The 23046-nt window shown below is 64.5% G+C and carries 21 protein-coding genes and 3 pseudogenes; 16 read left to right on the top strand and 8 right to left on the bottom strand.

All coding sequences use genetic code 11. From position 1 onward, the window contains the following. Nucleotides 1–224: 224 nt before the first annotated feature. On the top strand, nucleotides 225–494 hold the full coding sequence (locus LGN10_RS31465; protein WP_059574118.1) for a DUF2164 domain-containing protein: 270 nt from the start codon (nucleotides 225–227) through the stop codon (nucleotides 492–494). A 52-nt stretch (nucleotides 495–546) separates the two neighbouring features. Here LGN10_RS31465 and LGN10_RS31470 read toward each other — a convergent pair whose 3' ends face one another. The 3 genes from LGN10_RS31470 to LGN10_RS31480 form a co-directional block, all read right to left on the bottom strand. Continuing rightward, on the bottom strand, nucleotides 547–1857 hold the full coding sequence (locus LGN10_RS31470; RefSeq protein ID WP_059574119.1) for a replication-associated recombination protein A: 1311 nt from the start codon (nucleotides 1855–1857) through the stop codon (nucleotides 547–549). 199 nt (nucleotides 1858–2056) lie between these two features. Further along, nucleotides 2057–2746, bottom strand: a complete 690-nt coding sequence (gene lolA, locus LGN10_RS31475) for an outer membrane lipoprotein chaperone LolA (protein WP_059574120.1) — start codon at nucleotides 2744–2746, stop codon at nucleotides 2057–2059. 46 nt (nucleotides 2747–2792) lie between these two features. Beyond that, the gene (locus tag LGN10_RS31480) at nucleotides 2793–5102 is read right to left on the bottom strand and encodes a DNA translocase FtsK (RefSeq protein ID WP_059574121.1); all 2310 of its coding nucleotides are present in this window, start codon (nucleotides 5100–5102) and stop codon (nucleotides 2793–2795) included. A gap of 387 nt (nucleotides 5103–5489) precedes the next feature. On the opposite strand from LGN10_RS31480, the gene trxB reads away from it, so the two are divergent. From trxB to LGN10_RS31515, 7 genes and pseudogenes are all read left to right on the top strand, one after another. Beyond that, complete coding sequence (gene trxB, locus LGN10_RS31485; RefSeq protein ID WP_059574122.1) at nucleotides 5490–6452, top strand: thioredoxin-disulfide reductase; 963 nt, start codon at nucleotides 5490–5492, stop codon at nucleotides 6450–6452. Nucleotides 6453–6588: 136 nt separating this feature from the next. Further along, nucleotides 6589–7368 (top strand): Smr/MutS family protein, encoded by a 780-nt coding sequence (locus LGN10_RS31490; RefSeq protein WP_059574123.1) that lies wholly within the window; start codon nucleotides 6589–6591, stop codon nucleotides 7366–7368. Further along, nucleotides 7328–7978, top strand: a complete 651-nt coding sequence (locus LGN10_RS31495; RefSeq protein WP_059574124.1) for a trimeric intracellular cation channel family protein — start codon at nucleotides 7328–7330, stop codon at nucleotides 7976–7978. The genes LGN10_RS31490 and LGN10_RS31495 overlap by 41 nt, the downstream gene beginning before the upstream one ends. Before the next feature lie 166 nt (nucleotides 7979–8144). Beyond that, entirely contained in the window at nucleotides 8145–8714 is a 570-nt protein-coding gene (locus tag LGN10_RS31500; RefSeq protein ID WP_146075204.1) for a PAAR domain-containing protein, read from the top strand. Nucleotides 8715–8716: 2 nt separating this feature from the next. After that, nucleotides 8717–9541, top strand: coding sequence for a hypothetical protein (locus LGN10_RS31505; protein ID WP_226226081.1), 825 nt, complete (start codon nucleotides 8717–8719; stop codon nucleotides 9539–9541). A gap of 13 nt (nucleotides 9542–9554) precedes the next feature. Then, the gene (locus LGN10_RS31510; protein WP_059574127.1) at nucleotides 9555–9755 is read left to right on the top strand and encodes a hypothetical protein; all 201 of its coding nucleotides are present in this window, start codon (nucleotides 9555–9557) and stop codon (nucleotides 9753–9755) included. A gap of 9 nt (nucleotides 9756–9764) precedes the next feature. Beyond that, a pseudogene (locus LGN10_RS31515) lies at nucleotides 9765–9845 on the top strand (trimeric intracellular cation channel family protein); the annotation flags it as partial. A 73-nt stretch (nucleotides 9846–9918) separates the two neighbouring features. Here the strand turns inward: LGN10_RS31515 and LGN10_RS31520 are convergent. The 4 genes from LGN10_RS31520 to LGN10_RS31535 form a co-directional block, all read right to left on the bottom strand. Further along, a complete protein-coding gene (locus LGN10_RS31520; RefSeq protein ID WP_059574128.1) occupies nucleotides 9919–11037 on the bottom strand; it encodes an ABC transporter ATP-binding protein in 1119 nt (372 codons plus the stop codon). Between the two features lie 111 nt (nucleotides 11038–11148). Next, nucleotides 11149–12006, bottom strand: coding sequence for a carbohydrate ABC transporter permease (locus LGN10_RS31525; protein WP_011544828.1), 858 nt, complete (start codon nucleotides 12004–12006; stop codon nucleotides 11149–11151). Continuing rightward, nucleotides 11996–12934 (bottom strand): carbohydrate ABC transporter permease, encoded by a 939-nt coding sequence (locus LGN10_RS31530; protein WP_059499909.1) that lies wholly within the window; start codon nucleotides 12932–12934, stop codon nucleotides 11996–11998. Before LGN10_RS31530 ends, LGN10_RS31525 begins: the two co-directional genes overlap by 11 nt. A 138-nt stretch (nucleotides 12935–13072) precedes the next feature. Next, nucleotides 13073–14320 (bottom strand): ABC transporter substrate-binding protein, encoded by a 1248-nt coding sequence (locus LGN10_RS31535; protein WP_059574129.1) that lies wholly within the window; start codon nucleotides 14318–14320, stop codon nucleotides 13073–13075. 430 nt (nucleotides 14321–14750) lie between these two features. Between LGN10_RS31535 and zwf the strand changes: the two genes are divergently transcribed. The 8 genes and pseudogenes from zwf (at nucleotide 14751) to LGN10_RS31575 (ending at nucleotide 22386) form a co-directional block, all read left to right on the top strand. Beyond that, nucleotides 14751–16220 carry a glucose-6-phosphate dehydrogenase gene (gene zwf / locus LGN10_RS31540; protein WP_059638885.1) on the top strand — a complete coding sequence of 490 codons (1470 nt, stop codon included), beginning with the start codon at nucleotides 14751–14753 and terminating at the stop codon, nucleotides 16218–16220. A gap of 88 nt (nucleotides 16221–16308) precedes the next feature. Beyond that, a complete protein-coding gene (gene pgl / locus LGN10_RS31545) occupies nucleotides 16309–16989 on the top strand; it encodes a 6-phosphogluconolactonase (RefSeq protein ID WP_059574131.1) in 681 nt (226 codons plus the stop codon). Then, entirely contained in the window at nucleotides 16967–18895 is a 1929-nt protein-coding gene (locus LGN10_RS31550; RefSeq protein ID WP_226226083.1) for a bifunctional transcriptional regulator/glucokinase, read from the top strand. The genes pgl and LGN10_RS31550 overlap by 23 nt, the downstream gene beginning before the upstream one ends. Before the next feature lie 464 nt (nucleotides 18896–19359). After that, nucleotides 19360–19884: a hypothetical protein gene (locus LGN10_RS31555; protein ID WP_196485199.1), complete on the top strand. Its 525-nt coding sequence runs from the start codon at nucleotides 19360–19362 to the stop codon at nucleotides 19882–19884. Continuing rightward, nucleotides 19881–20573, top strand: a complete 693-nt coding sequence (locus LGN10_RS31560; RefSeq protein ID WP_124657646.1) for a hypothetical protein — start codon at nucleotides 19881–19883, stop codon at nucleotides 20571–20573. Before LGN10_RS31555 ends, LGN10_RS31560 begins: the two co-directional genes overlap by 4 nt. Nucleotides 20574–20625: 52 nt before the next feature. Further along, nucleotides 20626–20884, top strand: a pseudogene (locus tag LGN10_RS31565) (bifunctional transcriptional regulator/glucokinase); the annotation flags it as partial. Nucleotides 20885–21220: 336 nt separating this feature from the next. After that, the gene (locus tag LGN10_RS31570) at nucleotides 21221–21577 is read left to right on the top strand and encodes a DUF1493 family protein (protein ID WP_059574135.1); all 357 of its coding nucleotides are present in this window, start codon (nucleotides 21221–21223) and stop codon (nucleotides 21575–21577) included. A 476-nt stretch (nucleotides 21578–22053) separates the two neighbouring features. After that, nucleotides 22054–22386 (top strand): hypothetical protein, encoded by a 333-nt coding sequence (locus LGN10_RS31575; protein ID WP_146075205.1) that lies wholly within the window; start codon nucleotides 22054–22056, stop codon nucleotides 22384–22386. A 297-nt stretch (nucleotides 22387–22683) separates the two neighbouring features. Here LGN10_RS31575 and LGN10_RS31580 read toward each other — a convergent pair. Further along, a pseudogene (locus LGN10_RS31580) lies at nucleotides 22684–22977 on the bottom strand (Bcr/CflA family drug resistance efflux transporter); the annotation flags it as partial. Nucleotides 22978–23046: the final 69 nt, after the last annotated feature.

The raw sequence follows: 23046 nt of genomic DNA on the forward strand, positions 1-23046 counted from the left end.
TAAGACGGGAATTCTAACGCACCCCGCGGCCGCCACGGCGTTGGCCGGACGGACAATGCCGCAAACGGCCGGCCATGGCAGTATCGCATTGCCGGGCCGCCGCATCGGCGGACGGCGAATTGCCGCGCGCGTCGTCATGACGGATCGCAACATGTCCGCCCCGGCGGGCGGCAACCGTATCAGGCGGAGCGCCGGCTCCGCGTCACAGCACGCGAAGGAATCCGATGACCATCGAACTCGACAAGGACGTGCGCGACCGCGCGATCACGTCGCTGCAACGTTATTTCACGGAAAACATGGACGAGCCGATCGGCAACATCCAGGCCGGCGCGCTGCTCCATTTCTTCATTCAGGAGATCGCACCGGCGATCTACAACCTCGCGATCGCCGACGCGCAGGAACGCCTGCATGCGCGGGTCGCCGAACTCGATATCGAATGCCACGAAGAGCCGTTCGAATACTGGAAGAAACAGCAGCCGGGCCGCAAGCGCTGATGCGTCCACGGCTGCGCGGATCGAACCGGCCCGCGCGGCGCCATCAGTCCGATCAGTCCTTCTTGCCCGCCTCGCGATCGAGCTCGCGCAGCCACGCGAGCTTCTCGGCGATCTTCGATTCGAGCCCGCGCGGCACCGGCTGGTACCAGCGCGGCTCGCGCATTCCGTCCGGCAGATACGTCTCGCCGGCCGCGTACGCGTTCGGCTCGTCGTGCGCGTAACGATAGGCGTGGCCGTAGCCGAGTTCCTTCATCAGCTTGGTCGGCGCGTTGCGCAGATGCACGGGCACCTCGCGCGACTTGTCCTGCTTCACGAACGCCATCGCCTGGTTGAACGCGTTGTACCCGGCGTTGCTCTTCGCCGCGCACGCGAGATAGATGACGGCCTGCCCGAGCGCGAGCTCGCCTTCCGGCGAGCCGAGCCGCTCGTAGGTTTCGGCCGCGTCGTTCGCCACCTGCAACGCGCGCGGATCGGCCAGACCGATGTCTTCCCACGCCATCCGGACGATGCGCCGCGCGAGATACTTCGGATCCGCGCCGCCGTCGATCATCCGGCAGAACCAATACAGCGCGCCGTCCGGGCTCGAGCCGCGCACCGACTTGTGCAGCGCCGAAATCTGGTCGTAGAAGTTGTCGCCGCCCTTGTCGAAGCGGCGCGCATTCAGCGTCATCGCGCTGCCGACGAAATCGGCATCGATCGTCGCGACGCCGGCCGACGTCGCCGCCGTCTGCGCCTGTTCGAGCAGGTTCAGGAAGCGGCGCGCGTCGCCGTCCGCATAGCCGATCAGCGTATCGACCGCCTTGTCGTCGAACGCGAGGCCGTCGAGCGCGATTTCCTGCGCACGCTTGAGCAACTGGCGCATCTCGTCGTCGTTCAGCGATTTCAGCACGTACACCTGCGCCCGCGACAGCAACGCCGAATTGACCTCGAAACTCGGGTTTTCGGTCGTCGCGCCGATGAAGGTCACGAGGCCCGATTCGACGAACGGCAGCAGCGCATCCTGCTGCCCCTTGTTGAAACGGTGGATCTCGTCGACGAACAGGATCGTGTGGCGGCCGGTGCGGTTCAGCGTGTCCTTCGCCTGCTCCATCGACTCGCGGATGTCCTTCACGCCGCCGAGCACCGCGGACAGCGCGATGAATTCGCAGTCGAACGCGAGCGCGGTGAGCCGCGCGAGCGTCGTCTTGCCGACGCCGGGCGGCCCCCACAGGATCATCGAATGCGGCTTGCCGGATTCGAACGCGAGCCGCAGCGGCTTGCCTTCGCCCAGCAAATGCGTCTGGCCGATCACCTCGGCGAGCGTTTTCGGCCGCAGCGCCTCGGCGAGCGGGCGGCGCGGCTCGACTTGAAACAGGTCGGACATGAACCCTCGCTCCACATCAAACGGTAGCGGCCGAACCGGCCGCCGGACCCGACATTATGACAGCCGAGCGAGCGCGCCGCCGGGGCTGGTACACGCATCTGGTGCCCGCGCCGGTACTCGCGTCTGTTGCACGCGCCCCCAAACAACACGGGCCTGCCGTTGACGGCAGGCCCGTGTCGGGAAAACGGCGCAACGAACGTCAGCCGTTGATCACGTCCGCACCCTTCGGCACCACGAACTTGAACGTATCGCCCTTCAGCGACGGGTTCGTCTGGATGTTCGTGAAGGTCAAGAGCGTGACGTTGCCGAACACGTCGTGCAACTCCATCGCGGCGAGCGTGCCGTTGCGGAAGCCGATGCCGATCCGCTGGAACTGCGTGTCCTGCGCCTTCGGCAGCATCTCGAGCCACTCGATGCCGCCCTTCTCGCCCGCATCGCGCAGCGTGTAGCTCTTGTCGAGATCGTTGCTGCCGAACAGGATCGCGGCCGGGCTCGCGCCCAGCGCGCCGTTCAGCTTGCGCTCGGTGACCTGGTTCAGGTCGCGGTCGTACACGTAGAGCTTGTCGCCGTCGGCCTGCAGCACCTGCTGGTACGGCTTCTGATACGTCCAGATGAACTTGCCCGGCCGCGCGAACACGAACGTGCCGCTCGAATTGTCGGTGGGCTTCGGCGCGGCCTGCGCGGCGCTCGCGCCCTTGGCGGGCGCCTTGACGATCTGCTGCGTGAAATCGCCCTTCGCCGAACGCACCTGCGACACGAAGGCCTTCAGTTGCTCGGTGCCGCCCGCGAACGCGTGCGTCGCCGCGAGCATCAGCGATGCGCCGGCGAGCGCCGCGCCGAGCCAGCGCCGCGTCGAACGAAGGGAAGGGACGAACGAAAGTTGCTGCATATTGCGGTTTTCTCCCTGGGTGGCCGGCGCTGCGGGCGCCGCGGACTCATTCCGCGTCGCGCGCCGGCACAAGAATTTCGCGGTTGCCGCTCGACGACATCGCCGACACGAGCCCCGACTGCTCCATCTGCTCGAGCAGCCGCGCCGCGCGGTTGTAGCCGATCCGCAGATGACGCTGCACGAGCGAGATCGACGCGCGGCGGTTCTTGATGACGATCTCGACCGCCTGGTCGTACAGCGGATCAGACTCGCCGCCGCCTTCGCCGGTTCCCGCACCGGCCGAGCCCTCGTCGCCGTCGGCGGTGCCGCCCTCGAGCAGGCCCTCGACGTAATTCGGCTCGCCCTGCTCCTTGAGCTTCTCGACGACGCGATGCACTTCGTCGTCGGCGACGAACGCGCCGTGCACGCGCACCGGCAACCCGCTACCCGGCGGCAGATAGAGCATGTCGCCCATGCCGAGCAGCGATTCGGCGCCCATCTGGTCGAGGATCGTGCGCGAGTCGATCTTCGACGACACCTGGAACGCGATCCGCGTCGGCACGTTCGCCTTGATCAGGCCCGTGATCACGTCGACCGACGGGCGCTGCGTCGCGAGGATCAGGTGGATGCCGGCCGCACGCGCCTTCTGCGCGATCCGCGCGATCAGTTCCTCGACCTTCTTGCCGACGACCATCATCAGGTCGGCCAGCTCGTCGATCACGACGACGATGTTCGGCAGGCGGCCGAGCGGCTCGGGATCGTCCGGCGTCAGGCTGAACGGGTTCGGAATCTTCTCCTCGCGCTTGGCCGCATCGTCGATCTTGTTGTTGTAGCCCGCAAGGTTGCGCACGCCGAGCTTGCTCATCAGCTTGTAGCGGCGCTCCATCTCCGCGACCGTCCAGTTCAGCGCATGGCCGGCCTGGCGCATGTCGGTGACGACCGGGCACAGCAGGTGCGGAATGCCTTCGTAGACGCTCATTTCGAGCATCTTCGGATCGATCAGGATCAGGCGCACCTGCTCGGCGGTGGCCTTGTACAACAGCGACAGGATCATCGCGTTGATCCCGACCGACTTGCCCGAGCCGGTCGTGCCGGCCACGAGCAAGTGCGGCATCTTCGCGAGATCCGCGCACACCGGCTTGCCGCCGATGTCCTTGCCGAGGCTCAGCGTCAGCGCCGACGGCGCGGCCGCATACACCTCGGAGCCGATGATCTCGGACAGATGCACCGTCTGGCGGCGCTGGTTCGGCAGCTCGAGCGCCATGTAGTTCTTGCCGGGAATCGTCTCGACCACGCGGATCGACACGAGCGACAGCGAACGCGCGAGATCCTTCGCGAGGTTGACGATCTGGCTGCCCTTCACGCCGGTGGCCGGCTCGATTTCGTAGCGCGTGACGACCGGGCCCGGATACGCGGCGACGACGCTCGCCTCGACGCCGAAGTCCTTCAGCTTCTTCTCGATCAGGCGCGACGTGAATTCGAGCGTATCGGCGGAAATCGCTTCCTGCGTCTTCGGCGCCGGGTCGAGCAGCGACACCGGCGGCAGCGTCGAATCGCCGGGCAGGTCGGTAAAGAGCGGCACCTGGCGCTCGCGCTCGACGCGCTCGGACTTCGCCGGCGTGACGACCGGCGGCACGATCGTCACCGGCTCGTGATCCTCGATGCGCACGCGCTCCTCTTCGACCTTGCCTTCGCGGCGCACCGCCGCGGCCTCGCCGAGCTTGCGGTCGCGCTCGGCCTCGCGGCGCAGCTTCGCGACGTTGACGGCGGACAGGATCGCGCCGCCGACGCGCTCGGCGACCGACAGCCATGAGAAGCGGAAATACAGCGACAGGCCGATCGCGAGCGCGATCAGCAGCAGCAGCGTGCCGCCCGTGAAGCCGAACGCATGCGACATCGCGCCCGCGACGGCCTCGCCGACGACGCCGCCCGGCGCGCGCGGCAACTGCACCTTCAGCGACCACATGCGCAACGCCTCGATGCCGTCGCAGGCGAGCACGACCAGCACGAACGCAAAGATTTCGGTGAGCCAGCCGATCGGCCGCTCCGGTTCGTCGGGAATCGCCTCGTGACGCGTGATGCGGCGGTAGTTGACGGCGATGCGCCGCCCGAGCGGCACGATCAGCCAGTAGGCCGACAGGCCGAACAGCAGCAGGATGATGTCGGCGGTCCACGCGCCGACGCGGCCGGCCCAGTTCGAGATGTGATCGACCTGGGCGGCATGCGTCCAGCTCGGATCGCGCCGGCTGTAGCTCAGCAGGGCCATCACCAGAAAGGCGCAGAGCGCGACCTGGAGAATCCAGCGGATCTCCGTGAGGAGCTTCGACATCCGGTGCGGCAACGCCTGTGCCTGGGCGGAATAAGGAGCTTTTGCCATGAATCCGTATAAAGAGGACGGGCCGTGCGCCCGCCTGTCGTTCGATCGCGCTTATTGTAAACGCTGCATCGCGCCGCCAAGTGTAAATGACGGTTACATGGCGGGAACGGGGCGCCCAACCGGCGCGGCCGGCGGCTGCCAGCCGGCCGGATGCCCGCCCCTGCGACAACGCGCCGCCACATGGCAAACCGCCGCCCGCCCCGCCGCCCCGGTACGGACGACAGGCCGCCAAACGCTATCGCCACGATTGAAACTCTCGTTCGGCAGCGCAGCAACGGGGCCTTTATAATGCGCGTCTGATACCCATCTATGACGGCATCCCGGTCAACCCGGATCGTACGGCGAGCCCTACCCCGCCCGCCGCGGCCGCCTTTTACGGATTCGCATATGTCCACGCCCAAACACGCCAAAGTCCTGATTCTCGGTTCCGGCCCCGCCGGCTACACGGCCGCCGTCTACGCAGCACGCGCCAATCTGTCCCCGGTGCTGATCACCGGCATCGCGCAGGGCGGCCAGCTGATGACCACGACCGATGTCGAAAACTGGCCGGCGGACGCGAAGGGCGTGCAAGGCCCGGAACTGATGGCGCGCTTCCAGGAGCACGCGGAGCGCTTCAACACCGAAATCGTCTTCGACCACATCCACACCGCGAAGCTGCACGAAAAGCCGATCCGCCTGATCGGCGACTCGGGCGAATACACGTGCGACTCGCTGATCATCGCGACCGGCGCATCCGCGCAGTATCTCGGCCTGCCGTCCGAGGAAGCGTTCATGGGCAAGGGCGTGTCCGCCTGCGCGACCTGCGACGGCTTCTTCTACCGCAACCAGGAAGTCGCGGTGATCGGCGGCGGCAATACGGCCGTCGAGGAAGCGCTGTACCTGACCGGCATCGCGAAGAAGGTCACCGTGATCCACCGCCGCGACAAGTTCCGCGCGGAGCCGATCCTGATCGACCGCCTGCTGGAGAAGCAGAAGGAAGGCGTCGTCGACATCAAGTGGGATCACGTGCTCGACGAAGTGACCGGCGAGGAGTCGGGCGTCACGGGCCTGCGCATCAAGAACGTGAAGACCGGCGCGACGGAAGACCTGCACGTGCAGGGCGTGTTCGTCGCGATCGGCCACAAGCCGAACACCGACCTGTTCCAGGGCCAGCTCGAAATGAAGGACGGCTACATCCTGACGAAGAGCGGCCTGCAAGGCAACGCGACGTCGACGAGCGTGCCGGGCGTGTTCGCGGCAGGCGACGTGCAGGACAACGTGTATCGCCAGGCGATCACCAGCGCGGGCACGGGCTGCATGGCCGCGCTCGACGCGCAGCGCTACCTCGAGAGCCTGCACGACAAGAAGTAAGCCGGGAGCCTCGCCGCGGCGGGCGCTACAATGGCGTCCGCTGCCGCGAAGCGGGCTCGACCGGAAAGCCGCTGCCGCCGCGCAGCGGCTTTTTTTCTGCCCGCGCGCCCGAACGCGCCTGCCCCGTTACCGAATCATGGCGAAGAACCAGCCCCACCCGAGCGATCCCGCGAAGCGGAAGATCGCCGCCCGCCCCGTGACCCCGGCGCCCGAGGCGCCGCCGCCCGCCCTCGACGCGGCCGCGTTGCGCGGCCAGGGCCTCGCGGGCCTCGGCGCGTTGCGCAAGTCGCTGCAAGGCGAAGCCGATCGTCGCGAACGCGCGCGCATCGAAACCGAGAAGGCCGAGCGCAAGGCGGAAGCCGACGCGAATCTGTTCCGCAACGAGATCGGCGCGATCCGGCCGCTGAACGCGCCGCCGCGCGCGTCGTCGGGCCGCACGCCGCCCGACCCGGTGCCGAAGCAGACGCAGCGCGACGAGCAAGCCGTGCTGAACGCGACGCTGTCCGACGAGTTCGATCCCGAGACGCTGCTCGACAGCGACGACTCGCTGTATTACCACCGCCCCGGCATCAGCCGCGACGTCGTGCGCAGGCTGAGGAGCGGTGCGTGGATCGTGCAGGCACAGATCGATCTGCACGGCATGCGGCGCGACGAGGCGCGCGACGCGCTCGCCGAATTCATCCGCGAAGCCGGCAAGAAAGGGCTGCGCTGCCTGCGCGTGATCCACGGCAAGGGGCTCGGCTCGATCGGCAAGGAACCCGTGCTGAAGGGCAAGGTGCGCGCCTGGCTCGTGCAGAAGGAGGAAGTGATCGCATTCTGCGAGGCGCGCGGCCACGACGGCGGCGCGGGCGCGGTGCTCGTGCTGCTGCAGCCGCATGCGACGCCGGCCGACCGGGGGCCGCGTGCCGCATCCTAGGCTGACGCTCGCGATCGCAGTACTGGAGGCGATCGCCACGCTCGCATTCGCGATTTCGGGGTTCATCGAGGCACGCAAGAACCGCCTCGACTCGGTCGGCACGTTCGTCGTCGCGCTCGCGACCGCCTTCGGCGGCGGCACGCTGCGCGACATCCTGCTCGAGCGCCGGCCGTTCTACTGGGTCGTGCACGACGACTACGTGATCGCGATCTTCGTGCTCGCGCTGTTCGCGCCGTTCGTGCTGCGGATGCTGTCGCGGCTGTCGGCCGAACGGCTGCTGCTGATTGCCGACGCGATCGGGCTCGGCATCTTCAGCATCTCGGGCACGTCGATCGCACTCGACGCCGAAATGCCGCGCTTCATCGCGGTGATGATGGGCGTGATTACCGGCGTGGTCGGCGGGATCGTCCGCGACGTGCTGTGCAACGACATCCCGCTGATCCTGCGCGATTCGCGGCCGTACGCGACCTGCGCGTTCGTCGGCTGCTGGTTCTACCTGCTGCTCGTGTGGCTGCAGTTCGACTCGGTGTACAGCGTGCTGCTCGCGACCGGCTTCATCCTCGCCGCGCGGCTCGCGACGTTCAAGTTCGACGTGCGGTTGCCGCATTGAATCCGGGCATTGTTTGAGGCACGAGGGGCCGTCGAAACCGGCTTCTCGTCGCCGCACGCCGGTGATCCGAAAACGCCCGATCGATCGGACACAGTTTTTTACAATTCCCTTTCGCAATCGACAACCCCGTGCTACGTTTCGCCCGACAAACGCGAACGGGTGCGGCATGACTATTTTTTACGCGGTAGTTGAAGGCGATCCGCTGGATAGCGGCGGCTACGTACTCGATGGCGGTAAGTGCGGAACGATCGTCGATGACGACGGCAAACGCCGGAAAATCACGTTCGTCGGACAACGCGCGTGGTGCAGCACATGCGAGAGCGTCGGGACAATTGAGGCGGCCCCTGGCGCGCCGAGCAAAAAGCGACTGCGCGACTTCACTTCCGCGGGACGAGTTCAAGCCCTGAGCAACGATTGGGTCAGATGTGGCTGTGAGCGCCCTCCCCGCATCATTTCCCGATACGGCCGTCGATGGAAAATAGACGCTTCGGATTGCAACATTGGCATCGAATCCGTGCTCGTCGCAACAGATACGGTCACGCCAACGGCCCAGCTCGTCTACACCGATCGCTTCATTCTTCGGGACACCGCGGGTACCCCGCTGAGCGACGTCGCTTACGCATTGCAGCGAGACACCGGGGCGTTTGAATACGGACGAACGGACGCGCACGGACAAACGCACTTGCTCGCGTCCACTTCCTGTGCCGAAAACATCACGATCTATCTCGCGGAATAGTCATGCCCGAACGCGTCCACATTTCTCCTGAAGGCAATCGATACAAACGGATCGCGGCACGTAAGACCACGCCGACAAACGACCCGTCGCCGAAACCCGTCACCGTCCGATTCAAGACATTCTGGAAAACGGTCCGCAGATGGACCGACGCCGACGTCGGCGAATACCAGCGCGCAATTCCGCAACTGGCACAACAGCTGCAGAAGGAAACGTACTGGGACCGCAACGGCAGTACGCGTGAGAATCGATTTACATGCGAGGACTTCGCGCTACGGTTACTCGTCCAGTTCGCGGCCCTGCGCGGGTTGCCGCTCAAGTTGACCACCGGTGTGCGCAGTTATCGAAACATGGAAATCTACGGCGAATCGGAACACCAGCGATACGATTCGACGATGTACGGTTTCGCCGAGATGGTCGCGCTGACTTTCGGCGCACCGGACACACAACGCACCGGTTCGAATACCGTACGACTTACGACGGCCGAGTCGCTCCGCGCGGGAGACATGCTCGTACAGGCCAATGATCGCGCAGGCATCGGGCATCACGTTCAGTTGGTCACGCGCACCTCGCCCTCGTCCGTTTCGATCATGCAGGGCAATTCGAGCGGTGTGATCGTCCGTCCATTCACGACGATCATGAGGATATTCGACCACAATCGTGCAGATCCGCAAAGCGCCAGTTATGCAGGTATGAGCGTCGAAAACGGGTACTACACCCCCGGCGAGGAAGGGTGGGACTACAGAAACGAGACCACAGGCGCCGAAGTGAAGGACTTTCTAAAGCAATTCCAGCTGTATCGCTGGAATTTCGCTGCATTCAATCAGTAATGCCGAGGCAAGGATGCGTGCGTTCTTTTCGGTAATCGCAGATAGCGACCTGTTCGGTACACTCGCGACCGTTTGTCTGGTCGTCGCCGTGGCCGGCCTGTTCTCCACCGTCCGCCGCTCGAGATTTTATTTTCCGGCCGTCTTCGCGTGCCTTCTGTTCATGCCGCTCATGCATGCGATCGGTTCGTATCTCTTGTCATTGCCGAGTCCGTGATTGCCTCCATACAGCGTGCTGCTCGCGACCGGCTTCATCCTCGCCGCGCGGCTCGCGACGTTCAAGTTCGACGTGCGGTTGCCGCATTGACGCGGCACCGGCATGCACAGACGAAAGGGGCCGTTTCGAAACGGCCCCTTCTTCATTCAGCGCATCCAGTGCCTCACGCAATCCGTTCTTCCGACGCCGGATCGAACAGCACGGCCTTCGACACGTCGAACAGCAGCGACTGCGTCTGCCCCGGCTGCGGGTTCGCGGCCGGATGCACGCGGCTCACGATCCGCTTGCCGTTCACCTGCGCGAACACGTGCGTGTCCGGCCCGGTCGGCTCGGTCACGTCGACGCGCACGTCGATCGGCTGCAGCTTCGACGCCTCGCCGTGATGTGCGTTGCGTGCGTCGGTGATGCGCTCCGGGCGCAACCCGAGAATCACCTCGCGGCCCACGTGCGACTTCAGCTTCGCCGCGTCGAACGGCAGGTTCAGCGCGCTGCGCGCGAGGCCCGTGTCGATCTCGAGCGCGATGCCGCTGCCCTGCTCGACCAGACGGCCGTTGATGAAGTTCATCGGCGGCGCGCCGATGAAGCCCGCGACGAACAGGTTCGACGGCGAATCGTAGATATCCTGCGGCGCACCGAACTGCTGGACCACGCCGTCCTTCATCACCGCGATCCGGTCGCCGAGCGTCATCGCCTCGATCTGGTCGTGCGTCACGTAGACGATCGTCGTGCCGAGGCGCTGGTGCAGCAGCTTGATTTCCGCGCGCATCTCGATACGCAGCTTCGCGTCGAGGTTCGACAGCGGTTCGTCGAACAGGAACAGCGACGGATCGCGTGCAAGCGCGCGGCCCATCGCGACGCGCTGGCGCTGACCGCCCGACAGCTGGCCCGGCTTGCGGTCGAGCAGATGCTGGATCTGCAGCATCGCCGACACGCGGTCGACGATCTGCTGCTGCTCGTTCTTCGGCACCTTGCGGATGTTCAGCCCGAACGAGATGTTCTCGCGCACCGTCATCGACGGATACAGCGCGTACGACTGGAACACCATCGCGATGTCGCGATCCTTCGGCGACAGATCGTTGACGACCTTGCCGTCGATGCAGATCTCGCCGCTCGTGACCGTCTCGAGCCCGGCGATCATGTTGAGCAGCGTCGATTTCCCGCAGCCCGAGCCGCCGACCAGGATCAGGAACTGTCCGTCCTCGATCTCGATGTCGACACCCTTCAGGACCGGCACCCCGTTCGGGTAGGTCTTGTACACGTCACGGATGGAAAGGCTTGCCATGCTGTGAATCCTCTGTCTCGTCTCGCGCGGCGCACGCCGGCGCCGCGTCGGGTTCGTTTCGATGCGCCGCGCGGGGTGCGCGGCCGGTTCGTCGTATCGGAAAAGCCGCGCTTACCCCTTCACCGCGCCTGCCGTCAGCCCGCGCACGAAGTAGCGGCCGGCGACGATGTAGACGAGCAGCGTCGGCAGCGCGGCGATGATCGCGCCGGCCATGTCGACGTTGTATTCCTTCACGCCCGTCGACGTGTTGACGAGGTTGTTCAGCGCGACCGTGATCGGCATCGAATCGACGCCGGAGAACACGATCCCGAACAGGAAGTCGTTCCAGATCTGCGTGAATTGCCAGATCAGGCACACCATGAAGATCGGCAGCGACACCGGCAGCAGGATCTTCGTGAAGATCGTGAAGAAGCCGGCGCCGTCGATGCGCGCGGCCTTCACGAGTTCGGCCGGCACGCTCACGTAGAAGTTGCGGAAGAACATCGTCGTGAACGCGATCCCGTACACGACGTGCACGAACACGAGGCCCGGAATCGTGTTCGCGAGGCCGAGCATCCCCTGCAGGCGCGCCATCGGCAGCAGGATCACCTGGAACGGAATGAAGCAGCCGACCAGCATCATCGTGAACAGCGCGTCCGCACCGCGAAAGCGCCAGTGGGTGAGCACGTAGCCGTTGAACGCGCCGATCAGCGACGAGATCAGCACGGCCGGGATCACCATCTGCAGCGAGTTCAGGAAGAACGGCTTCATCCCGTCGCAGCGCACGCCGGTACACGCCCCGCTCCATGCCTTCACCCACGGGTCGACGGTCCACGTGGTGGGCGGCGTCAGCAGGTTGCCGGTGCGCAGCTGGTCGAGGTCCTTGAACGACGTCGACAGCATCACGTAGATCGGAAACAGGAAATACAGCGCGAACAGGATCAGTGCCGCATAGATCACTGCCCGGCTGATCGTCATCTTAGGCTGCATTGCGGGTGCTCCTCGATTCCATATACATCAGCGGCACCAGCACCGCGACCACGGTCGCGAGCATCATCACCGAGGACGCCGCGCCGAGCCCGAGCTGGCCGCGGTTGAACGAAAACGTGTACATGAACATGGCCGGCAGCGACGACGACGTGCCCGGGCCGCCCGCCGTCAGCGCGACGACGAGGTCGAAGGTCTTGATCGTGATGTGGCAGAGGATCAGCAGCACCGAGAAGAACACCGGGCGCATGCTCGGGATCACGATCTTGCGGTAGATGGTCGGCAGCGTCGCGCCGTCGACCTGCGCGGCCTTGAAGATCTCGCCGTCGACGCCGCGCAGCCCCGCGAGGAACAGCGCCATCACGAAGCCGGTCGACTGCCACACGGCCGCGATCACCACGCAGAAGATCGCCTTGTCCGGATCGTCGAGCCAGCCGAACGAGAAGCTCGTCCAGCCCCAGTCGTGCATCACCTTCTCGAGGCCGAGGCCGGGGTTCAGGATCCACTGCCACGCGGTGCCCGTGACGATGAACGACAGCGCCATCGGGTACAGGAAGATCGCGCGCAGCGCGCCTTCGTTGCGGATCCGCTGGTCGAGCAGGATCGCGAGGAACAGCCCGAGCGCGACGCAGATCGCGATGAACGGGATCCCGAACCAGCCGAGGTTCGCGGCGGAGGTCCACCACACGTCGTTCTGGAACAGGTCCGTGTAACGGCCGAAGCCGTCGAATTCGTAGTTGGGCAACAGCCGCGAGTTGGTCAGCGACAGATAGCCGGTAATCAGGATGAAGCCGTAGATGAACACGACGGCGATCGCGACGCTCGGCGCGAGCACGAGCTTCGGGATCCAGCGATCGGCGAAGGCCGACATCGGCGACGTACGCCGTGCGGCGGCAGCGCCGGATCCGTTTCCGCTAAGAGGGGCAGCCACTTGATTCGACTCCTGGAACGAGGGCGACGCAGGCCTGGCCGGCGCCGGGTACGGCACGGGCTCGCGGGCGAGCCCGTTTGCTGCACATGCAAAAACGCCCGGCCGATGAAGCGTGTCCGGCCGGGCGCCTGGCGCGCGTTACTTGACCTTCGCGGCCTTCGCGAGCGCGGCGACCGCGCTCTTCGAATCCTGCTGCGAGTTCATGAACTTCGTCACGACGTCCGTGATCGCGCCGGCGGTCGCGTCGCCTTGCGCCATGCCGTGCGCGAGCGACGGCACGAAACCGCCCGACTTGATCGCGGTCTGCTCGTCGGCATACGACTTCTTCGCGCAGTCGTCGAACTTGTCCATCTTCACGCCGAGACGCACCGGCACCGAGCCCTTCAGCAGGCTGAACTGCTCCTGGAAGTCCGGCGTCATGATCGTCTTCGCGAGCGCGAGCTGGCCCGGCGTCGCGTTCTTCTCGCCCTTCTGCTGGAAGAACACGAACGAATCGACGTTGAACGTGTACGCGTTCGCCGTGCCCGGCACCGGTGCGCAGATGTAGTCCTTGCCCGACTTCTTGCCCGCGTTCTCGAACTCGCCCTTCGCCCAGTCGCCCATGAACTGCATGCCGGCCTTGCCGTTGATGACCATCGCGGTCGCGAGGTTCCAGTCGCGGCCGTTACGGCCGGTATCGAAGTAGCCCTGGATCTTGCGCACCGTGTCGAATACCGACACCATCTGCGGCGACGTCAGCGTCGCCTGGTCGAGGTCGACCAGCGCCTTCTTGTAGAACGCCGGGCCCTGCGACAGCACGACGTCCTCCCACAGCGTCAGGTCCTGCCACGGCTGGCCGCCCATCGCGATCGGCTGGATGCCCGCGGCCTTCAGCTTGTCGGCCACCGCGAAGAATTCAGGCCAGGTGGTCGGCACCTTCGCGCCGACCTTGTCGAGCGCAGCCTTGTTGATGTACAGCCAGTTGACGCGGTGCACCGAGAACGGCGCGGCGACGGTATGGCCCTTGTACTTGATGATCTTGTCGATTTCCGGCGGCAGGTTCTGCTTCCAGTCGCCGGCGGCCGAGTCGATGTTGACGAGCACGCCCTGGTCGGCCCAGTCCTGGATCAGCGGGCCCTTGATCTGCGCGGCCGACGGAGAATCGCCGCTGATCACCTTGGTCTTCAGCGCGGTCATCGCCGCGGCGCCAGCGCCGCCCGCGACCGCGAAATCCTTCCACACGTAGCCCTGCTTCTGCAGGTCGTCCTTCAGCACGCCGACGGCCTTCGACTCGCCGCCCGAGGTCCACCAGTGCAGCACGGTTACGTTCTCGGCTGCCTGCGCCGCCACGGCGCCAGCCATCAGGCCTGCGGCGCAGAGCGCGCCCATGATCGAGCGAACTTTCATTACTTATCTCCTCCAGACTGAATCAACTCGTGAGGTTCCCTGACCAGGAACCGGCTTCTTGATAACGACGGGGAAATCGAGCCGCGGGACGCATGCAGCGTACGGGGCCGATGACCGGCCGGGCTCTTACAGAAAGCGTGAATCGAGATTCAACGGCGTGTCTCCTCTTTGTGTTTCTGGCCCGCCGCGATGATGCGACGCGAGCCCGGGGCCGACGGCGCGCCGACGATGCGCACCGCCAATGTCCGATAACATTCGGCACAAGGCGCTCCCGAAGGCGAAGCTCGCGCAGTTCATCGACCGCACTTCTTTTTTTCTTCGCCCAGGTGCTACCCCTTGCGGCGGATTGTAGTTAAACTACAATTCAGTGTCAAAAATATTTTTATCGCACTACGGATCGCTTCCGGGCACCCCAACACGGCGGAGACACATGCATACCGATTCCAGCTTTACCTTCGTACTTTTCGGCGGCACCGGCGATTTGTCGATGCGCAAGATCCTGCCCGCGCTGTTCGAAGCGCACCGCGCGAACATGCTGGCGGCGAGCGGCCGGATCGTCGCCGTGGCGCGACACGAATCGGATCGGGCAGCCTATCTCGAATGGGTCGACACGCACGTGAAGCCGCATGCGGCGAAGGCGGCCGGCAACGCGTTCGACGACGCCGCGTGGAAGTCCTTCCTCGATCGCATCGACTACGTGCACCTCGATCTCGGCCGCGCGGAAGACTACGGCGTGCTGCGCGACGCGGTGGCGTCGCTGCCCGGCATCCGCGTGTTCTATCTCGCGACGGGCCCGTCGCTGTTCGTGCCGATCTGCAAGGCGCTCGCCTCGGTCGGCCTGAACGAAGACTCGCGCATCGTGCTCGAGAAGCCGCTCGGCTACGACCTGAAATCGTCGAACGCGATCAACGACGCGGTCGGCGAGATCTTCGCGGAAGGCCAGATCTACCGGATCGACCACTACCTCGGCAAGGAGCCGGTACAGAACCTGCTCGCGCTGCGCTTCGGCAATGCGCTGTTCGAGCCGCTGTGGCGCCGCGAATGGGTCGAGAGCATCCAGATCACGATCGCCGAGGAGCTCGGCGTCGAGGCGCGCGGCGACTTCTACGACAATACGGGCGCGCTGCGCGACATGGTGCAGAACCACTTGCTGCAGTTGCTGTCGATCGTCGCGATGGAGCCGCCGCACTCGATGGATTCCGACTCGGTGCGCGACGAGAAGCTGCGCGTGCTGCGCGCGCTGAAGCCGATCGATCCGCGCGACATCGGCAAGGTTGCCGTGCGCGGCCAGTATCATGCGGGCGTGATCAAGGGCGCGCAGGTGCCGGCCTACGCGACCGAGCCGGGCGTGAAGCCCGACAGCCAGACCGAGACCTTCGTCGCGCTGAAGGTCGAGATCGAGAACTGGCGCTGGGCCGGCGTGCCGTTCTTCCTGCGCACCGGCAAGCGGCTGGCCGACCGCGTCGCGGAGATCGTCGTCAACTTCCGCCCGGTGCCGCATTCGGCGCTCGGGCCGACCGCGCTGCGCCCCGGTTCGAACCGCCTCGTGATCCGGCTGCAGCCGAACGAGACGATCCGCCTGTATTGCCTCGCGAAGCAGCCGGGCGAAGGGATGAACCTCGCCAGCGTGCACCTCGACCTCGCGTTCGACCAGTTCTTCAAGGAAGGGCAGATGGAGGCATACCAGCGCCTGCTGCTCGACGTGATCAACGGCCGGCTCGCGCTGTTCGTGCGTCGCGACGAACAGGAAGCGGCATGGCAGTGGGTCGAGCCGATCCTGAACGAATGGGCGCGCACGCTGAAGCCGCCGAAGCCGTACGCGGCGGGCACGTGGGGGCCGGCCGCGTCGAGCGCGATGCTCGCGCAGCACGACACCTGCTGGCTCGAAGAAGAAAACTGATGCAAACCGTTGCCGCGTACGCCACCGTACGCGGCAACGTGCCCCACGATTCGTACGATTTGAACAGACAAAGCAGTCCGGAGGAGATGTGATCGAGATCCACGCTTTCGACACCCAGGAAGCGCAAAGCGAAGCGCTCGCGCGCGCCGTCGGCGATGCGCTGCGCGCGGCGCTCGCCGGCCGCGCGCGCCCGTTGCTCGCGGTGTCCGGCGGTACCAGCCCGCGCCCGTTCCTGCACACGCTGTCGCATGCGGCGCTCGACTGGGCCGGCGTCGACGTCACGCTGGTCGACGACCGCTGGGTGCCGGACGACGACGCGGCCAGCAACGCGCAACTCGTGCGCGACACGCTGCTGCAGCACGCGGCGGCCCCTGCCCGCTTCCTGCCGCTCGTCGACACGCGCAGCACGCTCGACGCGCACGTCGCCGCGCTGAACGCAAACGCCGACTATCGCGTGCCGAGCGTCGCGGTGCTCGGCATGGGCGAGGACGGCCACACCGCGTCGATCTTCGCCGACGCACCCGAATGGGACCACGCGATCACGACGCCGGAACGCTTCGTCGCCGTGCATCCGGGCGCGGCGCCGCATGCACGCGTGAGCTATTCGCTCGATGCGCTCAAGCGCGTCGACCGGCTGTTCCTGCTGATCGCGGGCGAGCGCAAACGCGACGTGCTCGACGCCGCGGCCGCGTCGCTGCAGAAGAACGCGATTTCCCAACTGGCCAACGACAAGGGGACCCAGCTCGATGTCTACTGGTGTGCAAAGTAAGGCGGTCGTCGCGGGTCAGCATGCCGACGGCCCGCGCCTGCTCGCAGACGTCGGCGGCACCAACGCGCGCTTCGCGCTGGAAACCGGCCCCGGCGAGATCACGCAGATCCGCGTGTATCCCGGCGCCGACTATCCGACGATCACCGATGCGATCCGCAAATACCTGAAGGACGTGAAGATCAGCCGCGTGAACCACGCGGCGATCGCGATCGCGAACCCGGTCGACGGCGACCAGGTCACGATGACGAACCACGACTGGAGCTTCTCGATCGAGGCGACGCGCCGCGCGCTCGGCTTCGACACGCTGCTGGTCGTCAACGATTTCACCGCGCTCGCGATGGCGCTGCCGGGCCTGACCGATGCGCAACGCGTGCAGGTGGGCGGCGGCGCGCGGCGCCAGAACAGCGTGATCGGCCTGCTCGGGCCCGGCACCGGGCTCGGCGTGTCGGGGCTGATCCCGGCGGACGACCGCTGGATCGCGCTCGGCAGCGAGGGCGGCCACGCGTCGTTCGCGCCGCAGGACGAACGCGAGGATCTGGTGCTGCAGTACGCGCGCAAGAAGTTTCCGCACGTGTCGTTCGAGCGCGTGTGCGCGGGCCCCGGCATGGAGATCATCTATCGCGCACTCGCCGCGCGCGACAAGAAGCGCGTCGCGGCATCCGTCGACACGGTCGAGATCGTCGAGCGCGCGCATGCGGGCGATGCGCTCGCGCTCGAGACGGTCGAATGCTTCTGCGGGATTCTCGGCGCGTTCGCGGGCAGCGTCGCGCTCACGCTCGGCGCGCTCGGCGGCGTGTACATCGGCGGCGGCGTCGCGCTGAAGCTGGGCGAACTGTTCACGCGCTCGTCGTTCCGCGCGCGCTTCGAGGCGAAGGGCCGCTTCACGCACTACCTCGAGAACATCCCGACGTACCTGATCACCGCCGAATATCCGGCGTTCCTCGGTGTGTCGGCGATTCTCGCGGAACAGTTGTCGAACCGTTCCGGCGGCGCGTCGTCGGCGGTGTTCGAGCGAATCCGCCAGATGCGCGACGCGCTGACGCCGGCCGAGCGCCGCGTGGCCGATCTCGCGCTGAACCATCCGCGCTCGATCATCAACGATCCGATCGTCGACATCGCGCGCAAGGCCGACGTGAGCCAGCCGACCGTGATCCGCTTCTGCCGCTCGCTCGGCTGCCAGGGGCTGTCGGATTTCAAGCTGAAGCTCGCGACCGGCCTCACCGGCACGATCCCGATGAGCCACAGCCAGGTGCACCTCGGCGATACGGCCACCGACTTCGGCGCGAAGGTGCTCGACAACACGGTGTCCGCGATCCTGCAACTGCGCGAGCACCTGAATTTCGAGCACGTCGAGAACGCGATCGAGATCCTGAACGGCGCGCGGCGCATCGAGTTCTACGGGCTCGGCAACTCGAACATCGTCGCGCAGGACGCGCACTACAAATTCTTCCGCTTCGGGATTCCGACGATCGCGTACGGCGACCTGTACATGCAGGCCGCATCGGCCGCGCTGCTCGGCAAGGGCGACGTGATCGTCGCGGTGTCGAAGTCGGGACGCGCGCCCGAGCTGCTGCGCGTGCTCGACGTCGCGATGCAGGCCGGCGCGAAGGTGATCGCGATCACGTCGAGCAACACGCCGCTCGCGAAGCGCGCGACCGTCGCGCTCGAGACCGACCACATCGAGATGCGCGAGTCGCAACTGTCGATGATCTCGCGAATTCTTCATCTGCTGATGATCGACATCCTCGCGGTGGGCGTCGCGATCCGTCGCGCATCGACCAACGGCGAGCTGCCGGAGGCGGTCGCGCAGGCGCGGGCACGCGCCACCGACGACGAAACGGCCGACGCGCTCGACTGGTTGAGTCATGGGGCTTCGCCGGCGGCGAAGGACGTCGCGCGGGATTGAGGCAGCGGTAAAAAAACGCCTCGGTGAACGACACCCCGAACGCTGGATTCAGGCCCGGCGTTCGGGGTGTTTTGCATTGGGGAGCCGCTTGGCGTTGGTGTGCCGCAGTGGGCGAATCGACGAATTAACACTGTGCAACAAGGCCACGTCTTTGCAATTTGAGCTGCATCGCCAATGGTGACAAGGCTGCCGTGCCCGTAACGTCGGTACGCGAATTACTGAAGGAGAGCGCTTTGATCGAAAATCGAAGTATGGTCGGAAGCATCTTTTGCACCGTGCACGATTCTCAACGCAAGTCACGGGTCCGAACGTATCTCGATTAACCATCAACACCGCCATGTCCGACCCCAACGCCCCCGCATCCGGCAGCATCCCTTATTCGATAGGCATGGCGAGCGCCATCCGCATCCCAATACCCGGCACGCAGGGCCTGCCTGTGCATAGAATTGCGGCCGCGAGGCGCCATGCCCAAGCGAGGCTCGACCTCCACGCTTTTTTTCCAGGACGTATCGGGGCGCAAGCATCTCCGTCTGGATTACGGATACAACGTCCAGACGAAGACGGTCGATTATCATTGGAATCAACGAGGCACGTACGAAACGTTCGGTATCAGCGACCGTACGCCAATCAAGCAATTAGGAGCGGTCGCGTATCGTTCGGCCAAATATTTTCGCCATGCTGGACGTGTGCTTGCGATTTTCGGCGTTGCGCTTGACATCGCATCCGTTGTCGTAGCGAGTCGACCCATTCGTCGTGCATCCGAGGTCACTGCTGGATGGGCGCTCGCGTGGATCGGCTGCAAGACTGTAGGACCTGTGGGGGCGTCGATCGGCTCCCTGGGAACACCGCTTGGCACGGCAATCGGCGGTTTGGCTGGCTGCGTGATTGGCGGATACGCCGGATATCAGGCGGGCGCCACACTAGGCGGCACCATTTATGACTGGGGTGATGCTGTCTTCACGCCATTACCTCACGCAAAAACGCAATGAGCGCCCCCACGATTCTCGTCTGCGAGACGCCAACCCTTTCGCAGTGGCAACTCGGTCCATTGCCGCCGCCAGCCGCCGACGTCATCCTGATTGGCTGGCACGTCGAACCGCGCGCCGTCGACGCCGGTGTACCGCCCGGCGTCGCTGACGTACTCGCCCGCGCACTCACCTCCGTCGCGACCCTGACCTTTCCTGTCGTACCGCCCGCTAAACAAGCGATCGCACTGTCATCGAGCGACGATACGTCGCAGCCGTTGCATATTGCCGGCCTCGCGGCCCATGCACGCGCCGCGGTACATCGCGGGACTGCACGCACCGTGCTCGTTTCGACACATGCCGTCGACACAGCGAAGCTCCTGTTCGACGCACCCGGCTATGCGTGGGACAGTCAGGCACAAGTCGTGCTGATCTCGGAGCATCACGCGCCCGCCCCGATCGTTTCACGAGACACCCTGCAGGCGCTTGCCGGCGACAACTGGATACGGCACGCCGCAACCGAACAAAAAACACCGCGCGCGCATCACCTGGTCGGTGTCATGCGCCCCGGGGTCGATGGTGATATCGCCGGTATTCTGTCGCTCACTTCCGCGTTCACGCGCTCGCTGACCCGCGCTTTGCAAACCACCGCGCATCGCGCGGGCTTCGCATGGCAATCGCTATCTGAACAAGCATTCACGAATGCGCTGTAGTCGCTCTTCGCTGCTCTCGCGCATTCGGACCAGGACATCGCAAGAATCGCGTTCGCGCGCGACCGTCACGCTCGAAACCGATCACATCGGGATGCGCGAGTCGCAGCTGTCGATGATCTCGCGGATCCTGCATCTGCTGATGATCGACATCCTCGCGGTGGGCGTCGCGATCCGTCGCGCATCGACCAACGGCGAGCTGCCGGAGGCGGTAGCGCAGGCGCGCGCGGGCAAGCGACGACGAGACGGCCGACGTGCTCGACTGGCTGAGCCACGGCGCGCCGCCGGCGGCGAAGGACGTCGCGCGGGATTGACGCTTCGGCGAAACGCCGTCGATCCACGGCACCCCGAACGCTGGATTCAAGCCCGGCGTTCGGGGTGTTTCGCATGAGCGGCACCGGCGCGAACAACGGCGGCTCGGCAGGTATCGACGATGCCTTCTGCCTATGCCTACGCGAGACGTCCTACGTTCGTACATGCGCCCATTTTCGAACAAGTCCAATTGTCAGCAGTTGCCCAGGCTCGGTAACTTCCTTCACTCCGCGTGATGCCGCCATCCCGGTCCGACGCGAGAAATGACGCGTTTCTCACGGAACCCCGGTTGGCATCGACAGCATCACGTTCATCCAGTTTGCGGAGAGAGGTATGCCTTGAGCCAGTTTACATGGAACGAGTTCGAGGATTTTGTGAGAAGGGAGGCCGATGTTAGTCCCAAAAAAATTCTCACAAAAGGTCATGCCGTCGAGGGTGATTTGGATATCACTGGTGACGATGCGATCGAGTTTATGGAGAGCTTCTTCGATAAATTTCCGGTGCAGGTCGAAGATTTTGAGTTCAATCGCTACTTCTCAGGAGAGGGCTTTAGCTTGGTTGAAGTGGCGCGGATGGTTTTCTCCAGAAAACGCCGAGAAAAATATGACAAAGCACCACTGACTCTAGGCATGCTCTATCAGGCTATTTTGGATGGAGAGTGGAACAATCAGCGCTTGGAAAGTCTGCCGCGCTGATTGCACCTCGACAAACAGACCAGTTTATTTTTTAGGCGATGTTTCCGCGACGAAAGAAATAAATCGATCAATCGACAGAAATTTCACACCCAATACATCACAACTACCACTCGAATTCAGCAGATTTCCCACCAACACGAGCGGGATTATTGCCCCCTAAAACAAGCTCGACTATGAATTATTATATTCCTCGACGTCCCTCAACCTGGGAAAATCGACCGGATCCGTCGGAGCAGATCTATGGAAATTCGCAAAAGAGTATTACGGCCTGACCGGGACAACGATTCTAGTCGGAGCAGGAGGAATCCCAATCAAAAAATCGTTGCTTGGAAATCCAGTGACAGGAAATTCAATCAAGCACACAAATATCATCAGATCATCAGCGACATTGGAGTTAGGTTTTTCCCGAAGTTATTATTGCGGCACGGTTCGATTGCAAACTGTGATTGATGCAGCCCTCACAGGAAAGTGCGCGTATGATGCAAGACACGGAAACCAAACATCAAGCACCACCCTCGAAAGAAAAAATCATTGAAACCGTAATCGACATTTTTGTAAGGGAAATTGCATTCATCGACCGCGGCGAAGTGTCAAAAAACACGAACATACTTGACGATTTTAAAATATATCATGATGACATCTCCTTATTCTTGTTATCGGTGTTTCGCCACTTCAACATGCCAATAATAAACAACCCAGACTGTCCACCCACAATAGAAGGAATTTCGAATTTTGTGTTCGACTACCTTTCTTCCGACAAAAAGCGCGAAGAGCCCCCAGTCAAAAGGGATTCTGGCGGAGGCTTTTAAAATCGATGCGAGCACATTGAGAAACCTGCTCTCCTTCGCCAACTTTGGCAACGCAAAGGCGGCGGGACGGGGCAGGAGTGACTATCGACGCATCGAACCCTGCCTGGAAACCCGCGGTTCAAGCCCATGACAGAGAAAAGTGTCGACTGGAAATTAGATGCGGTATTGGGGTTACCGCGAATTGTCATGGATATCTCGTGAACAAGCTACCGTACGCGACACACTGAGAAGCACCTAGCGACGCGGCTGCGTTCACGCATCCGAACACCTGCCCGCCCACCTATCCCGCCAAGCGAATCAAGCTCCCGCCTTCACCGGCCGTCCGTGCCAGCGCAGCACCAGATAACGCCCGACGAAACACAACACGCCGGTAACGCCGATCGTCACGCCCATGGCGAACGGCGTGCCGTCCGCGAGCGCGCCGATCGCGACGCTCGCGAGCGCACCGAGCGCCAGCTGCATCGCGCCGAACACTGCCGCCGACGCGCCCGCGTTGTGCGGATAGCGGTGCATCAGGTCGGTCGTGCAGTTCGCGGACAGGATCCCGACCACGCCGACGACGAAGAACAGGCACACGACGATCGACCACAGGGGGGGGGGGGGGGGGGGGGGGGGGGGGGGGGGGGGGGGGGGGGGGGGGGGGGGGGGGGGGGGGGGGGG

The sequence above is a fragment of the Burkholderia sp. AU32262 genome (assembly GCF_020419985.1).
Taxonomy (GTDB): domain Bacteria; phylum Pseudomonadota; class Gammaproteobacteria; order Burkholderiales; family Burkholderiaceae; genus Burkholderia; species Burkholderia semiarida.

Excerpts from the sequence above, each read along its gene's own strand:
- LGN10_RS31465 (WP_059574118.1), top strand. The coding sequence starts at position 225 with ATGACCATCGAACTCGACAAGGACGTGCGCGACCGCGCGATCACGTCG.
- LGN10_RS31470 (WP_059574119.1), bottom strand. The coding sequence starts at position 1,857 with ATGTCCGACCTGTTTCAAGTCGAGCCGCGCCGCCCGCTCGCCGAGGCG.
- lolA (WP_059574120.1), bottom strand. The coding sequence starts at position 2,746 with ATGCAGCAACTTTCGTTCGTCCCTTCCCTTCGTTCGACGCGGCGCTGG.
- LGN10_RS31480 (WP_059574121.1), bottom strand. The coding sequence starts at position 5,102 with ATGGCAAAAGCTCCTTATTCCGCCCAGGCACAGGCGTTGCCGCACCGG.
- trxB (WP_059574122.1), top strand. The coding sequence starts at position 5,490 with ATGTCCACGCCCAAACACGCCAAAGTCCTGATTCTCGGTTCCGGCCCC.
- LGN10_RS31490 (WP_059574123.1), top strand. The coding sequence starts at position 6,589 with ATGGCGAAGAACCAGCCCCACCCGAGCGATCCCGCGAAGCGGAAGATC.
- LGN10_RS31495 (WP_059574124.1), top strand. The coding sequence starts at position 7,328 with ATGCGACGCCGGCCGACCGGGGGCCGCGTGCCGCATCCTAGGCTGACG.
- LGN10_RS31500 (WP_146075204.1), top strand. The coding sequence starts at position 8,145 with ATGACTATTTTTTACGCGGTAGTTGAAGGCGATCCGCTGGATAGCGGC.
- LGN10_RS31505 (WP_226226081.1), top strand. The coding sequence starts at position 8,717 with ATGCCCGAACGCGTCCACATTTCTCCTGAAGGCAATCGATACAAACGG.
- LGN10_RS31510 (WP_059574127.1), top strand. The coding sequence starts at position 9,555 with ATGCGTGCGTTCTTTTCGGTAATCGCAGATAGCGACCTGTTCGGTACA.
- LGN10_RS31520 (WP_059574128.1), bottom strand. The coding sequence starts at position 11,037 with ATGGCAAGCCTTTCCATCCGTGACGTGTACAAGACCTACCCGAACGGG.
- LGN10_RS31525 (WP_011544828.1), bottom strand. The coding sequence starts at position 12,006 with ATGCAGCCTAAGATGACGATCAGCCGGGCAGTGATCTATGCGGCACTG.
- LGN10_RS31535 (WP_059574129.1), bottom strand. The coding sequence starts at position 14,320 with ATGAAAGTTCGCTCGATCATGGGCGCGCTCTGCGCCGCAGGCCTGATG.
- zwf (WP_059638885.1), top strand. The coding sequence starts at position 14,751 with ATGCATACCGATTCCAGCTTTACCTTCGTACTTTTCGGCGGCACCGGC.
- LGN10_RS31550 (WP_226226083.1), top strand. The coding sequence starts at position 16,967 with ATGTCTACTGGTGTGCAAAGTAAGGCGGTCGTCGCGGGTCAGCATGCC.
- LGN10_RS31555 (WP_196485199.1), top strand. The coding sequence starts at position 19,360 with ATGCCCAAGCGAGGCTCGACCTCCACGCTTTTTTTCCAGGACGTATCG.
- LGN10_RS31560 (WP_124657646.1), top strand. The coding sequence starts at position 19,881 with ATGAGCGCCCCCACGATTCTCGTCTGCGAGACGCCAACCCTTTCGCAG.
- LGN10_RS31575 (WP_146075205.1), top strand. The coding sequence starts at position 22,054 with ATGATGCAAGACACGGAAACCAAACATCAAGCACCACCCTCGAAAGAA.